The 13,884-nt window shown below is 70.3% G+C and carries 9 protein-coding genes and 1 pseudogene; 1 reads left to right on the top strand and 9 read right to left on the bottom strand.

All coding sequences use genetic code 11. The features are described 5' to 3' along the window. Window positions 1–83: 83 nt before the first annotated feature. The 3 genes and pseudogenes from scpA to F0357_RS08195 form a co-directional block, all read right to left on the bottom strand. Window positions 84–2,291, bottom strand: a complete 2,208-nt coding sequence (gene scpA, locus F0357_RS08205; RefSeq protein ID WP_153479879.1) for a methylmalonyl-CoA mutase — start codon at window positions 2,289–2,291, stop codon at window positions 84–86. Next, window positions 2,288–3,781: a methylmalonyl-CoA mutase family protein gene (locus F0357_RS08200; RefSeq protein ID WP_208948261.1), complete on the bottom strand. Its 1,494-nt coding sequence runs from the start codon at window positions 3,779–3,781 to the stop codon at window positions 2,288–2,290. The genes scpA and F0357_RS08200 overlap by 4 nt, the downstream gene beginning before the upstream one ends. A gap of 60 nt (window positions 3,782–3,841) precedes the next feature. Next, window positions 3,842–5,847, bottom strand: a pseudogene (locus F0357_RS08195) (acetyl-CoA carboxylase biotin carboxylase subunit). 367 nt (window positions 5,848–6,214) lie between these two features. Between F0357_RS08195 and F0357_RS08190 the strand changes: the two are divergent. Then, window positions 6,215–7,330, top strand: coding sequence for a dipeptidase (locus F0357_RS08190; RefSeq protein WP_208948260.1), 1,116 nt, complete (start codon window positions 6,215–6,217; stop codon window positions 7,328–7,330). Between the two features lie 117 nt (window positions 7,331–7,447). On the opposite strand, the gene F0357_RS08185 is transcribed toward F0357_RS08190, so the two are convergent. The 6 genes from F0357_RS08185 to F0357_RS08160 all read right to left on the bottom strand — a co-directional run bounded on the left by F0357_RS08185 (window position 7,448) and on the right by F0357_RS08160 (window position 13,855). Further along, window positions 7,448–8,980, bottom strand: coding sequence for an acyl-CoA carboxylase subunit beta (locus F0357_RS08185; RefSeq protein WP_312861509.1), 1,533 nt, complete (start codon window positions 8,978–8,980; stop codon window positions 7,448–7,450). A gap of 143 nt (window positions 8,981–9,123) precedes the next feature. Beyond that, complete coding sequence (locus F0357_RS08180) at window positions 9,124–9,837, bottom strand: ABC transporter ATP-binding protein (protein WP_153479876.1); 714 nt, start codon at window positions 9,835–9,837, stop codon at window positions 9,124–9,126. Next, window positions 9,834–10,622, bottom strand: a complete 789-nt coding sequence (locus F0357_RS08175; RefSeq protein ID WP_312861508.1) for an ABC transporter ATP-binding protein — start codon at window positions 10,620–10,622, stop codon at window positions 9,834–9,836. Before F0357_RS08175 ends, F0357_RS08180 begins: the two co-directional genes overlap by 4 nt. Continuing rightward, the gene (locus F0357_RS08170) at window positions 10,616–11,494 is read right to left on the bottom strand and encodes a branched-chain amino acid ABC transporter permease (protein WP_153479875.1); all 879 of its coding nucleotides are present in this window, start codon (window positions 11,492–11,494) and stop codon (window positions 10,616–10,618) included. The genes F0357_RS08175 and F0357_RS08170 overlap by 7 nt, the downstream gene beginning before the upstream one ends. A 4-nt stretch (window positions 11,495–11,498) precedes the next feature. Then, window positions 11,499–12,380, bottom strand: coding sequence for a branched-chain amino acid ABC transporter permease (locus F0357_RS08165; RefSeq protein WP_153479874.1), 882 nt, complete (start codon window positions 12,378–12,380; stop codon window positions 11,499–11,501). A gap of 320 nt (window positions 12,381–12,700) precedes the next feature. Beyond that, a complete protein-coding gene (locus F0357_RS08160; RefSeq protein WP_153479873.1) occupies window positions 12,701–13,855 on the bottom strand; it encodes an ABC transporter substrate-binding protein in 1,155 nt (384 codons plus the stop codon). Between the last annotated feature and the right edge of the window lie 29 nt (window positions 13,856–13,884).

Genomic DNA, 13,884 nt, shown 5'->3' with positions numbered 1-13,884 from the left:
GACCTTGAGCGAACGCAAAAACGCGTCCGGCAAGGCTATTTTGTCGGAGCGCTCGACCAAGGTCAGTGTGCGGTGCCCGTTGGCTATCCCCGATAATCCGCCGGCGTCTTCTGGGCGAAGCCGAGGCGGGCGGAGAGGCGTTCGAGCACGGCGCGGGCGGCGTCGGTGACGACGGTGCCCGGCGGGAAGACGCCCGTCGCGCCGGCGGCGAGGAGATCGTCCACGTCGTCGGGCGGGATCACCCCGCCGACCACCACCATGATCTCGGCGCGGCCGCGTTCGGCGAGCGCGGTGACGAGCGCCGGCACCAGCGTGCGGTGGCCGGCGGCGAGCGACGAGACGCCGACGACGTGCACGTCCGCGGCGACGGCGTGGTCGGCGACCTCGTCGGGGCTCGCGAACAGCGGGCCGATGACGACCTCGAAGCCGAGATCGGCGAAGGCGGACGCCACCACCTTCTGACCGCGGTCGTGGCCATCCTGGCCGACCTTGGCGACGAGGATGCGCGGCGGCCGGCCGGCCATCTCGCGGAAATCGGCGACGAGGGCGCGCACCGCCACGATCTCCGCCTCGAAGGCCGGGTCCTTCGCCGACGCCTCCGCCTCATAGACGCCGGCGGCGGTGCGGATTTCGGCGCGGTGGCGGCCATAGGCCGCTTCGAGCGCCGCGGACATCTCGCCGACGGTCGCCTTGGCGCGCGCGGCGGCGACCGACAAGGCGAGCAGGTTGCCGTGCCCCTCCCGCGCCGCGGCGGTCAGCGCGGCGAGGGCCGCACTGACGGCGGCGGGATCGCGCTCGGCCTTGAGCCGGTCGAGCTTGGCGATCTGCGCGGCACGGACGGCGGAATTGTCGACCTTGAGGACCGCGAGCGGCGCCTCTTCGGCGAGGCGATATTTGTTGATGCCGACGACCGTCTGCACGCCGGCATCGATGCGGGCCTGGGTGCGCGCGGCGGCCTCCTCGATGCGCAGCTTCGGAATGCCGGCCTCGATCGCCTTCGCCATGCCGCCGAGCGCTTCGACCTCGCCGATGTGCTCGAGCGCGCGCGCCGCGAGATCGGCGGTCAGGCGTTCGACCAGGAACGAGCCGCCCCACGGATCGATCGAGCGGGTGATGCCGCTTTCGCGGGCGAGCACGATCTGGGTGTTGCGGGCGATGCGGGCGGAGAAGTCGGTCGGCAGCGCCAAGGCCTCGTCGAGGGCGTTGGTGTGGAGCGATTGGGTCTGGCCCGCGGTCGCGGCGAACGCCTCGATCATCGTGCGGGCGACGTTGTTGAACGGGTCCTGGGCCGCGAGCGACCAGCCCGAGGTCTGGCAATGGGCGCGCAAAGCGAGTGACTTGTCGGATTTCGGCGCGAAGCGCCGCATCAGCCCCGCCCACAGGAGCCGCCCGGCGCGCAGCTTGGCGATCTCCATGAAGGCATTCATGCCGATGCCCCAGAAGAACGACAGCCGCGGCGCGAAGGCGTCGACGTCGAGCCCGGCGGCGATGCCGGCGCGGACATAATCGACGCCGTCGGCGAGCGTGTAGGCGAGCTCGAGGTCCTGCGTCGCCCCGGCCTCCTGCATGTGATAGCCGGAGATCGAGATCGAGTTGAACTTCGGCATCTCCGCCGCCGTGTAGGCGAAGATGTCCGAGATGATGCGCATCGAAGGCCCGGGCGGGTAGATGTAGGTGTTGCGCACCATGAATTCTTTGAGGATGTCGTTCTGGATCGTGCCGGAGAGGGCGGCGGGCGGCACGCCCTGCTCCTCCGCGGCGACGATGTAGAGCGCCATCACCGGCAGCACCGCGCCGTTCATCGTCATCGACACGCTGATGTCGCCGAGCGGGATGCCGTCGAACAGGATGCGCATGTCGTAGATGGAATCGATCGCGACGCCCGCCATGCCGACATCGCCGGCGACGCGGGGATGGTCGCTGTCGTAGCCGCGGTGGGTGGCGAGATCGAAGGCGATCGAGAGCCCCTTCTGCCCGGCGGCGAGGTTGCGCCGGTAGAAGGCGTTGGAATCCTCGGCCGTCGAGAACCCGGCATATTGCCGGATGGTCCACGGCTGGTTGACGTACATCGTCGGATAGGGGCCGCGCACGAACGGCGCGAAGCCGGGATAGCCCTCCGCGAAGGCGAGGCCCGCGCGGTCGGCGGGGCCATAGTGCGCCTTCACCGCGAGGCCTTCCGGCGTGAGCCAGGGTGGGCTGCCGGCCGCGCGACCTTCGGGCGGGGCGGGCGGCAGCGGCGCGGCGTCGAGAGCCAGCGCGGCGAAATCGGGGAAGGGAAAGGCGCTCGTCATCGCGCGGCCTCCTGAGCGGGCGCGGCCCGTCCCGCCTCGTGGGGGGCGGCGAGGCGGATCGAGGGAAGGGCCCCGGCGGGGATTTCGAGATCGGGTGCGGGCGCGAGCACGGCGACCGGCGCCTCTCGCGGATCGGGAAACAGCGTGGTGCCGACGATCGGTCGGCGGCCCTCCGCGACCTCGGCTTCGAGACCTGTGCGCGCGGTCGCGAGGCGGGCCTGGAAGCGGCCGGCGGCGAGGCTCGCGAGGAGCCCGCCGTCCGCCTCGATGGCGCGGAATTCGTCCCACCCGGCGCGCTCGTAGCCGTCGGTCAGCGCCTCGATCGCGCCGGCGCCCGCGGCCGGATCGGCGACGCGCGTCAGGTTCGCCTCCTCGATCATCAGGGTGCCGAGATGGCGGGCGAGGCGGCGGGCGAAGGCATCCGGCAGGCCGAGCGCCGCGGTGAAGGGCGTCGCCTGCACCGCATCGGCGCCGCCGAGCCCGGCACCGAGCACGGCGAGACTCGTCCGCAACAGGTTCGACCACGGATCGCGCCGCGTCATCATCCGCCACGCGGTCTCGGCGTGGAGCCGGACCGGTCGGGGCGCGAGGCCGCAGGCATGCTCGACTCGCGCCCACAGCCGGCGGAAGGCGCGCAGCTTGGCGATGGTGCCGTAGAGGTCGACGTCGGCGACGAGCAGGAAGGCGATCTGGCGCCGCGCCGCCTCGATGTCCAGGCCGGCACCCGTCAGCACCTTGAGCTTGGCGAGGCCGCTCGCGAGAACCGCTCCGAGCTCCTGGCCCTCGGTGCCGCCGGCCTCGTGCCAGGGCCGGCCGTCGGCGAGGAGCGCGCGGCTCTTGAAGCCGCGGCCGACGATCTCGGCGACGAAGCCGCCGATCGCCGGGGTCAGCGCCGTGCCGTCCTGCCCCGCCCAGGCCCCGGTCCCCGAGGCGTCGAAGCCGAAATCGACGTCGAGCGCTCCGAACTCGAGGCGCTGCCGCTCGGCGAGGGCGAGCACCTGCCGCGCCGCGTCGAGCCCGTCCGGCCCGGCATCGAGCCGCAGCGCCACCTGGTCGAGGGCGATGCCGTCGAGGGCGTCAGCGACCGCTTTGGGATCGGACGCCGGCAGGCCGAAGCCGCGGGCCGAGCGGGCGCGGGAAAACACCAGCGTCAGCCCGTTCGCGCCGCCGCCGAGATCGCCGCGGGCGAGCGCGGCGGCCTCCGCGGAATCGGGGTGATCGACGCGCTGGAAGATCGTCCAGGGCGCCGCCGGCCGGGTCAGGATCGCGTCGGCCGGCGTGCCGGGGGCGGGCGCCACCAGGGGCGCGACGACGATGCCGTCGCGGGTGCGGGTGACCAGCGTCGCGTCGAAATCGGCGCCCTTCAGCACCCGTTCGACCGCCTTCAGCCACGCCTCCCGCGTCGCCGCGGGAAAGCCGGCGAGGAGGCCGTCGAGATCGGCGGGGAGGGTCCCGGCCGCTTCGGTTGTCGCCGTCGTCTTTGCCGTCATCGCCCAACTCCTTCGGGCTCCGCCCGTCATTGGCACAGCTCCTTCGGACTTCGCCCGCGATCAGGCGAATTCGAGGATCACCGCATCGACCGCGAGACTGTCGCCCTCCTTGGCGGCGACCCGGGCGACGGTGCCGTCCCGCTCGGCGCGCAGCACATTCTCCATCTTCATCGCCTCGACGATCGCCACCATCTCACCGGCCTTCACCGCCTGGCCCTGGGTCACGGCGATCGCCTTGACGAGGCCCGGCATCGGGCAGAGCACGAATTTCGAGGTGTCGGGCGGCACCTTGACCGGCATCAGCGCGGCGAGCTCGGCCTCGCGCCCGGTATAGACCCGCGCCTCCGCTTCCGCGCCGCCCTGGGCGAGGCGCACGCCGCCGGGATGAGGCGCACCTGCACGGCGATCGGCTTGCCGTCGACGGTGCCGGTCCACACCGGGCTCCCCGGCCGCCAGCGGCTCGCGACCGCGAGCGTCGGGCCGTCGGCGAAGGAGACGATCAGGCTCTCGCCCGGCCCGTCCTCGATCTCGCAGGCGCGTTTCGCGGCGCCGAGCGCCACCACCCGGTCGCGGCTGAAACGGACCGCGTGGGCGTGACGGATCTGCCCGGAAATCCGGCGCTTGCGGCGGTTCAGGGTGTCGTCCATCACCGCCGCGACGGCGGCGAGGCGGAACGCGTCCGCGCCTTCGGGCACCGCCGGGGTGAAGCCTTGCGGGAATTCCTCGGCGATGAAGCCGGTCGAGAGCGCGCCCGACTTCCAGCGCGGATGGGCCATCAGGGCGGCGAGGAAGGGAATGTTGTGGCGGATGCCGTCGATCGCGAAAGCATCGAGCGCCGCCGCCTGGGCCTCGATCGCGGCACTCCGCGTCGGTGCGTGGGTGACGAGCTTGGCGATCATCGGATCGTAGTGGATCGAGATCTCGCCGCCCTCCTCGACGCCGGTATCGTTGCGCACGGTGACGCCGCCGCTCGTCCCCTCGGCGGGCGGACGATAGGTCACGAGCCGGCCGGTCGAGGGCAGGAAGTTGCGGGTCGGGTCCTCGGCGTAGATGCGGCTCTCCACCGCCCAGCCGTCGAGCCGCACGTCGGCCTGCCCGAAGCGGAGCGGCTCACCGGCGGCGATGCGGATCATCTCCTCGACGAGGTCGAGCCCGGTGACGAGCTCGGTCACCGGGTGCTCCACCTGGAGGCGGGTGTTCATTTCGAGGAAGTAGAAGGACCGGTCCTGCCCGGCGACGAACTCGACCGTTCCGGCGGAATCGTAGCCCACCGCGCGGGCGAGGGCGACGGCCTGCTCGCCCATGATGCGCCGCGTCTCGGCGTCGAGGAGCGGCGAGGGGGCCTCCTCGATGACCTTCTGGTTGCGCCGCTGCACCGAGCATTCGCGCTCGCCGAGATAGACGACGTTGCCGTGCTTGTCGGCGAGGACCTGGATCTCGATGTGGCGGGGATTGGTGATGAACTTCTCGATGAAGACGCGGTCGTCGCCGAACGAGGACGCCGCCTCCGAGCGGGCGCGGGCGAAGCCTTCGTGCACCTCGCCGTCGGAGAAGGCGACGCGCATGCCCTTGCCGCCGCCGCCGGCGCTCGCCTTGATCATCACCGGATAGCCGATCCGCCCGGCGATCGTGACGGCCTCCTCCGGGCTTTCGATGATGCCGAGATGGCCGGGCACGGTGGAGACGTTCGCGGCGGCCGCGAACTTCTTCGATTCGATCTTGTCGCCCATCGCCTCGATGGCCTTGGGGTTCGGACCGATGAAGACGATGCCGGCGGCCTCGAGCGCCTCGGCGAAGGCGGCGCGCTCCGACAGGAAGCCGTAGCCCGGATGCACCGCCTCGGCACCGGTTGTGCGGCACGCCTCCACGATGCGCTCGATCGAGAGATAGGATTGCGCCGCCGCCGCCGGCCCGATGGCGACCGCCTCGTCGGCCATCTCGACATGGAGCGCATCGCGATCGGCTTCGGAATAGACCGCGACGGTCTTGATGCCGAGGCGCCGCGCGGTGCGGATGATCCGGCAGGCGATTTCCCCGCGGTTGGCGATCAGGATCTTCTGGAACATGCCGCGTGCTTCTTCTTATGCGAGGGGGAGAGCGTGGAAACGAGGGAAGGCGGGGTGGGGGTGGGGCGAGATCGACAAACGCCCGAAACCAAAAACACGGCGCCCCACCCTCCCCTGCCAGGGGAGGGTCGCCGCGCAGCGGCGGGGTGGGGTGCGTGCCACGGGCGAAACGGATCTCGTGTCCAGCCCGGCGGCGCCTGCGGCGCCGCGACCCCACCCCGTCGGCCTTCGGCCGCCGACCCTCCCCCTGACAGGGGAGGGTGGGGCGCCGTGCGGACGGGAGGTGGCGCCCGCCCGCGCGCCACCCTTGCGCCGCGCCGGCGGAGGGAGGATGGTCCGCGCTTCCATCGCGGCGAGGGAGAGATTCGTGAGCAAAACCGCACCGACCGGAGCCCGCCGGTCCGATCCCGCGCTCGACAAGGCGCTCGCGCTGCTCGACGCCGCCCCCCTCGTCGACGGCCACAACGACCTGCCCTGGGTTATCCGCGAGGCCGCCCGCGGCGACGTGGTCGGCTACGATCTCAACCGCGCCCACCAGGAAACCGACACCGACATCCCGCGCCTGCGCGAGGGCAAGGTCGCGGCGCAGTTCTGGGCGGCGTTCCTGCCGACCGCGATCCCGCATCCCGGCCGCGCGGTGCTCGAACAGATCGACCTCATCCGCCGCATGAACGAGGCCCACCCGGAGACCTTCCTGCCGGCCGTCAAGGCGAGCGACGTGGTGCGCGCCAAGAAGGCGGGCAAGATCGCCTCCTTCATCACCGTCGAGGGCGGCGTCGGGCTCGAGAACAGCCTCGCCCCGTTGCGCATCTGGCACGCCGCCGGCGCCCGCCTGATGACGCTCTGCCACAACGAATCCCTCGACTGGGTCGATTCGGCGACCGACCGGGCGCGCCACGGCGGCCTCACCGCCTTCGGCCGCGCGGTCATCGCCGAACTGAACCGGCTCGGCATGATCGTCGACCTCGCCCACGTCTCCGCCGACGTGATGCGTCAGGTGCTCGATATCTCGACCGCGCCCGTCGTGTTCTCCCACTCGAACGCCCGAGCGCTCTGCGATCACCCCCGCAACGTGCCCGACGACGTGCTCGCCCGCGTGAAGGACAATGGCGGGATCGTCATGGCGACCTTCGTGCCGAAGTTCATCCGCCCGGCGGGAACACAGAGCCCCGCCGCCCCGGCGAGCCTCGAAGACCTCGCCGGCCACATCGAATATCTCGCCGACAAGGCCGGCCTCGCCCACGTCGGCATCGGCTCGGACTTCTTCGGCGGGCCGACGCCGGCCGGGCTCGAACATGTCGGCCGCTTCCCGCACCTGATCGCCGAGATGATCCGCCGCGGCTGGAGCGACGACGCGGTCGTCGGCCTCGCCGGCGGCAATTTCCTGCGCGTCTTTCGCGCGGTCGAGCGGGAAGGTCGCCGTCAGCGGACCCTGCGCGGCCCCGGCCTCGGCACCGTCGAAAGCCTCGACCGGGCGGGCTGAGCGGCCCGCCACGGCGGAGGCCGCGCTCCCCCCGGGGCTGTCACCCGGGCAGGCCGACGAACACTGTCTCGGATGGGCGCGCGCGGCGCACATGGCGGGGATCCGGACGGGCTTGGGTCAGAGCGGGATGTTGTCGTGCTTGCGCCGCGGCGGCGGCACCGCCTTGTCGCGCAGCAGCGCCAGCGCCCGGGCGAGGCGGCGGCGCGTCGAGCGGGGCATGATGACCTCGTCGATATAGCCGCGCTCGGCCGCGACGAACGGCGAGAGGAAGCGATCCTCGTATTCCTTGGTGCGGGCGGCGATCAGCTCCGGATCGCCGATGTCCTGGCGGAAGATGATCTCGACCGCGCCCTTGGCGCCCATCACCGCGATCTGGGCGGTCGGCCAGGCATAGTTCACGTCGGCGCCGACATGCTTGGAGGCCATCACGTCGTAGGCGCCGCCGAACGCCTTGCGGGTGATCACCGTCACCTTCGGCACCGTCGCCTGGGAATAGGCGAACAGGAGCTTGGCGCCGTGCTTGATGAGGCCGCCATATTCCTGCGCCGTGCCCGGCAGGAAGCCCGGCACGTCGACGAAGGTGACGATCGGGATCTCGAAGCAGTCGCAGAAGCGGACGAAGCGGGCCGCCTTGCGGGAGGCGTCGGAATCGAGCACGCCGGCGAGCACCATCGGCTGGTTCGCCACGATGCCGACGGTGCGGCCCTCGATGCGGCCGAAGCCGATCACGATGTTCTTGGCGAAGCCCGCCTGGATCTCGAAGAAATCGCCCTCGTCGACCGTCTTCAGGATCAGTTCCTTGACGTCGTAGGGCTTGTTGGCGTTGTCGGGAACCAGGGTGTCGAGCGAGGGCTCGGCCCGGTCCGGATCGTCGAACGACGGCCATTCGGGCACGCCGGTCACGTTGTTCGAGGGCAGGAAATCCATGAAGCGGCGGATGTCGAGCAGGCATTCGACGTCGTTGTCGTAGGCCCCGTCGGCGACCGAGGAGCGCACCGTGTGGACGCTCGCACCGCCGAGCTCCTCGGCCGTCACGGTCTCGTTCGTCACCGTCTTCACGACGTCCGGGCCGGTCACGAACATGTAGCTCGTGTCGCGCACCATGAAGATGAAGTCGGTCATCGCCGGGGAATAGACGTCGCCGCCGGCGCAGGGGCCGAGAATGACGGAGATCTGCGGGATGACGCCGGAGGCCGCGACGTTGAGGTGGAAGACGTCGCCGTAGCCGGCGAGCGCCGCGACGCCTTCTTGGATGCGGGCGCCACCGGCATCGAACAGGCCGATGATCGGCGCCTGCGCCTTCAGCGCCATGTCCTGGATCTTGGTGATCTTGCGGGCGTGGGTCTCCGACAGCGAGCCGCCGAACACCGTGAAATCCTTGGCGAACACGAAGACGACACGGCCGTTGATGGTGCCCCAGCCGGTGACGACGCCGTCGCCGGGGACCTTCGTCTTCTCCATGCCGAAATCGTCGCAGCGGTGCTCGACGAAGGTGTCGAATTCCTCGAAGGAGCCCTCGTCGAGAAGAAGCTCGATGCGCTCCCGCGCGGTGAGCTTGCCGCGGCGGTGCTGGGCGACGATGCGCGCTTCGCCGCCGCCGAGCCGGGCCTTGGCCCGGCGCTCGGAGAGCTTCTCCAGAATGTCCTTCACGGCGTTTCCCCGGTCTTGTTTCTCACCCGAGCTTATCCCATTCGCGTGGGATGGGGCATCGGGCGGCGCGGGGAAATGAGCCAGATCAAGCGGAGCGGCACCATTAGCCGTTGGTAGGGGCTCGCTCCGCCGACGCCCCACCGTCAAACGCCGAGATAGGCTTCGAGCACGCGGGGATGGTCGAGGAGTTCGGCGCCGGTGCCGTCGAGCACGATCTCGCCGGTTTCGAGCACGTAGGCGCGGCGGGCGAGCTTGAGCGCCTGGCGCACGTTCTGCTCGACGAGGAAGACCGTCAGCCCCTCGGCGTTGATGGCGGCGAGAATGCGGAAGATCTCCTGCACGATCAGCGGCGCGAGGCCCATCGAGGGCTCGTCGAGAAGGAGGAGGCGCGGACGGGCCATCAGCGCGCGGGCGATCGCGAGCATCTGCTGTTCGCCGCCCGACAGGTTGCCCGCCGTGCCGTCGAGCCGCTCCTTGAGGCGCGGGAAGAGATCGAGCATGCGGTCGAAATCGGCCTTCGCGGCCGCCCGGTCGCGGCGGCGATAGGCGCCGAGTTCGAGGTTCTCGCGCACGCTCATGGTGGTGAGGATCGCCCGGCCCTCGGCGACTTGGACGATGCCGCGGTCGACGATGCGGTGGGCGGGAAGACGCGTGATGTCCTCGCCCTCGAAGCGGATGCTGCCGGCCGCCTTCGGCACCAGGCCGGAGAGGGCGAGCAGGGTGGTCGACTTGCCGGCGCCGTTGGCACCGACGAGGGTCGTCACTTCGCCCTTGGCGAGGGAGAAATCGATGCCCTTCACGGCCTGGACGTGGCCGTACGCGACGGCGAGGCCGGAGACTTCGAGAAGCGCGCTCATCGACCGGCCTCCGCGCCCCTCACCGGCGCGTCGTCGTCGCGGCCGAGATAGGCCTCGATGACGCGCGGGTCGGCGCGCACGGCCTCCGGCCGGTCGCAGGTGATGATGCTGCCGAAATTGAGGACGGCGATGCGCCGGCACAGGCCCATCACGAAGCGCATGTCGTGCTCGATCATGAAGATGGTGAAGCCGCGGCGGTTGATGGCGGTGATCGCCTCCATCAGCTCGGTCTTCTCGGCCGGGTTCATGCCGGCGACCGGCTCGTCGAGCAGGAGTAGCTTCGGCTCGGTGGCGAGGGCGCGGGCGATCTCGAGCCGCCGCTGCTCGCCGTAGGAGAGGTTGTCGGCGATCTCGGAGGCCTTGGCGTCGAGGCCGACCCAGCCGAGCAGCTCGTGGGCGCGCTCGCGGGCGCCGCGCTCGGCCGCGCGGTAGCCGGGCAGCGAGAAGAGGAGGCCGGCCGCGCCGTAGCGGATGTGGCGGTGAACCCCGACGAGAACGTTCTCGATGAGGCTCATCTCCTTGAAGATGCGGATGTTCTGGAAGGTGCGGGCGATCCCGCGCCGGGTGATCTTGTGGGGCGGCAGCCCGACGAGCGAGGTGCCGTCGAGGGTGATCGCGCCCGAGGTCGGCGCGATCAGGCCGGTGATGAGGTTGAACACCGTCGTCTTGCCGGCGCCGTTCGGCCCGATCAGCCCGAAGATCTCGCCCTCGGGCACCTCGAGGCTGACGTCTTCGAGCACCTTGAGGCCGCCGAAGCGCTTGGAAACCGTGTCGAGCCTCAGCACGGGCGCACCTCGCGGCGGCCGAAGAGGCGGCGGAACCGCGCCGGGTCCCACAGCCCCTTGGGCAGGAACAGCACGACGACGACGAGGATCAGCCCGTTCACGATGGTGCGGAAATCGGACAGGCCGCGCAGCACTTCCGGCAGCAGCGTCAGGAACACCGCGCCGATGACCGGGCCGGCGATGCCGCCGGTGCCGCCGAGGATCGCCATGGTCAGGATTTCGACGCCGCGGTCGAAGCCGTATTCCTGCGGGCCGATGAAGAAGGTCAGGTGGGCGTTGAGCGCCCCGGCGAGCCCGGCGATCGCGCCGCCGAGCACGAAGGCGAGGAGCTTGTGGGCGCGCACGTCGATGCCCATCAGCGAGGCCGCGGTCTCGTCCGCCTTGATCGCCTCGAAGGCGCGGCCGACCTTCGAGACCTTGAGGCGGTGCAGCACGAAGACGACGACGATGACGGCGAGCGCCACGTGCCACCATTCGGTGAGCTGGGGGATGCCGTTGAGGCCGAGCGCGCCGCCGGTCAGGTCCTCCGTGTTGAGGATGACGACGCGCACCACCTCGCCGAAACCGAGCGTCGCCATGGCGAGATAGACGCCGTTGAGGCGCAGCACCGGGATGCCGATGACGAGGGCGACGAAGGCCGGCGCGATCATGCCGCCGGCGAGCGAGGCGGCGAACGGCGTGTCGTAGTTCATCGTCATCAGGGCGGCGGTGTAGGCGCCGATGCCCATGAAGGCGGCGTTCGCCATGGCGAGCAGGCCGCAGGCGAGCGTCAGCCAGATCGACAGGGCGAGCAGGGCGTTGATGCCGAGCGAGAGGACGAGGTTCGAATAGACCGACCAGAACTCGTCGAAATGAGCGGAAAGCGCGTCCATCGGGTCAGGCCTTGCGCTCGGCGACCTTGCCGAACAGCCCCTGGGGGCGGACGAGCAGGATCAGGAACAGGAGCCCGAAGGCGACCGCGTCGCGCATGGTCGAGCCGACATAGGCGACCGCGAACACCTCGGCGAAGCCGAGGAAGAGGCCGCCGATCAGGGCGCCGCGGATGTCGCCCATGCCGCCGAGGATGATGACGGCGATGCCCTTGTGCAGCATCGGCTGGCCCATCAGCGGATAGACCGCGTTGGAATAGAGCCCGATCATCACGCCCGCCGCGCCGCCGAGCCCGGCGGCGATGAACGAGGTGGCGCGGAACAGGCCTTCGACATTGATGCCGAGCAGGGCGGCGGCCTTTGGGGATTCGGCGATGGCGCGCAGCGCCCGGCCGACCTGGCTGCGGCGCAGCACGATCAGCATCAGCGCCATGATGACGAACGAGGCGACGACGATGCCGATCTCGACCGGCGTCACGGTGATGTCGCCGAGGCTGAGCGCGTCGCTCGGCACCAGCCCGTCGGGAAAGCGCAGATTGTCGGCGCCGAACAGCCCCTGGGCCGCGCTGTTGAGGGCGATGGCGCAGCCGATCGTCGCGATCATCGGAATGAGATGGGGGGCGTTTCGCCGCCTGAGCGGTGCGAGCACCAGAAGATCGATGAGAAGCCCGAGCACCCCGCTCGCCACGAAGGCGAGCACGAGCGCGGCGGCAAGCGGCAGGTCGAGCGCCGTCACCGCCTCGAGCGCCGCATAGGCTCCCACCATGAAGACCGCCCCGTGGGACAGGTTGATGATGCCGAGCACCCCGAACACCAGCGTGAAGCCGAGCGCGAACAAGGCATAGACGCAGCCGAGGGAGAGGGCGTTGACGAGCTGTTGGGCGAGCATCGCGGGGGTCTTCTTCGAGAAATCCCGCCCGAGGGCCGGGCGGGATGGGGATCGGGGACGCGCCGGAGGCGGATCGGCATCAGGGGCGCGGAGTGCGGTGGCGAGAGCGCGACCACCTCTCCCCGTCATTGCGCCATCGTCAGGGTTCCTCCGCGGCGCGGACCCTTCTCCCCGCGGGGGAGAAGGTGCCCCGGAGGGGCGGATGAGGGGATTTCTCTTGGAGTGCCGAGATGAGGGGGTGAACTTGGCCCCTCATCCGGCCCTTTCGGGCCCCCTTCTCCCTGCGAGCGGGGAGAAGGGAGGGGAGGCCGATCGCGCCGTCACGAGCCGCTGACGATGGTGTACTTGCCGTCCTTCGTCACCATCACGATCGGGGTCTGGTCGGCGTCGTAGCCGGCCGGCTTGCCCGCCTTGTTGGTCGCCTGACGGAACTTGAACGGCCCGGTGGCACCGGTCCAGGTCACCGCGGGGAGGGCGTCGCGCACCGCCTTGCGGTCGGCGGCGAGATCACCCGACAGCTTCACGCTCTTCAGCGCCTGCGCCGTGATGTGCAGCGCGTCGTAGGCCTGGGCGGCGAACTGGTCCGGCGGGTTGCCGAACTTCTTCGTGTAGGCGTCGATGAAGGCGGTGTTCTCCGGCGTCGTGTTGCCGATCGACCACGGCGAGCCGACCCACAGGCCGTCCGCGGCGCCCTTGGCGAGGTCGAAGATCTTGACCGAGTTCATGCCATTGCCGCCGATGAAGGGCAGCGTGATGCCGAGCTGGCGGGCCTGCACCATGATCGGAGCGCCCTCCGCGATCAGCGCCGAGAGCACGATCGCGTCCGGGTTCGAGGCCTTGATCTTGGTGAGCTGGGCCTTGAAGTCGACGTCGCCCTTGGCGAACGTCTCGGTCGTCGTAACCGGGATGTTCTGCGCCTCGAGCGCCTTCTTGAAATTGTCGTAGCCGGACTTGGTGAAGACGTCGTCGTTGCCGTAAAGCACCGCGACCTTCTTGACCCCGGCCTTCTCGACGACGGTCTTGAGCGTCACCGGCAGCACGTCGGCCTCGGTCACGGAGTTGCGGAACACGTAGTCGCCGATCGAGGTGATGCCGTCGGCGGTGTTCGAGGTGCCGAATACCACGGTCTTCGAAGCCTGGGCGATCGGATCGGCCGCCTGCGCCGAGTTCGACAGGGTCGGGCCGAACAGCATCAGCACCTTGTCCTGGAAGATCAGCTTCTTGAAGACGTTGATCGCCTCTTCCTTCTTGCCCTGCTCGTCCTCGACGACGAGCACGATCTTGTCGCCGTTGATGCCGCCGCTCGCGTTGATCTCGTCGGCCGCGAGCGTGAAGCCGTTGCGGATCGCCGCGCCGTATTGGGCGGCGAGGCCGGACAGGGCCTCGGCGACGCCGATCTTGATGTCGGCCGCCTGCGCGGCGACGCTCGACGCACCGAGCGCCGCGGCGACGAGCGCCCACTTCATGAACTTCATGACCGTCTCCTTGGGAAGCGCACGCAATT

It is taken from the genome of Segnochrobactrum spirostomi, from assembly GCF_009600605.1.
Classification (GTDB): Bacteria; Pseudomonadota; Alphaproteobacteria; order Rhizobiales; family Segnochrobactraceae; genus Segnochrobactrum; species Segnochrobactrum spirostomi.
The sequence above is the reverse complement of the archived record's forward strand: the minus strand, read 5'-3'. Positions and strand labels throughout refer to the sequence as shown.

Bases quoted from the DNA above. Each gene is read 5' to 3' on its own strand.
- scpA (WP_153479879.1), bottom strand. From the start codon at position 2,291: ATGACGAGCGCCTTTCCCTTCCCCGATTTCGCCGCGCTGGCTCTCGAC.
- F0357_RS08200 (WP_208948261.1), bottom strand. From the start codon at position 3,781: ATGACGGCAAAGACGACGGCGACAACCGAAGCGGCCGGGACCCTCCCC.
- F0357_RS08180 (WP_153479876.1), bottom strand. From the start codon at position 9,837: ATGAGCGCGCTTCTCGAAGTCTCCGGCCTCGCCGTCGCGTACGGCCAC.
- F0357_RS08170 (WP_153479875.1), bottom strand. From the start codon at position 11,494: ATGGACGCGCTTTCCGCTCATTTCGACGAGTTCTGGTCGGTCTATTCG.
- F0357_RS08165 (WP_153479874.1), bottom strand. From the start codon at position 12,380: ATGCTCGCCCAACAGCTCGTCAACGCCCTCTCCCTCGGCTGCGTCTAT.
- F0357_RS08160 (WP_153479873.1), bottom strand. From the start codon at position 13,855: ATGAAGTTCATGAAGTGGGCGCTCGTCGCCGCGGCGCTCGGTGCGTCG.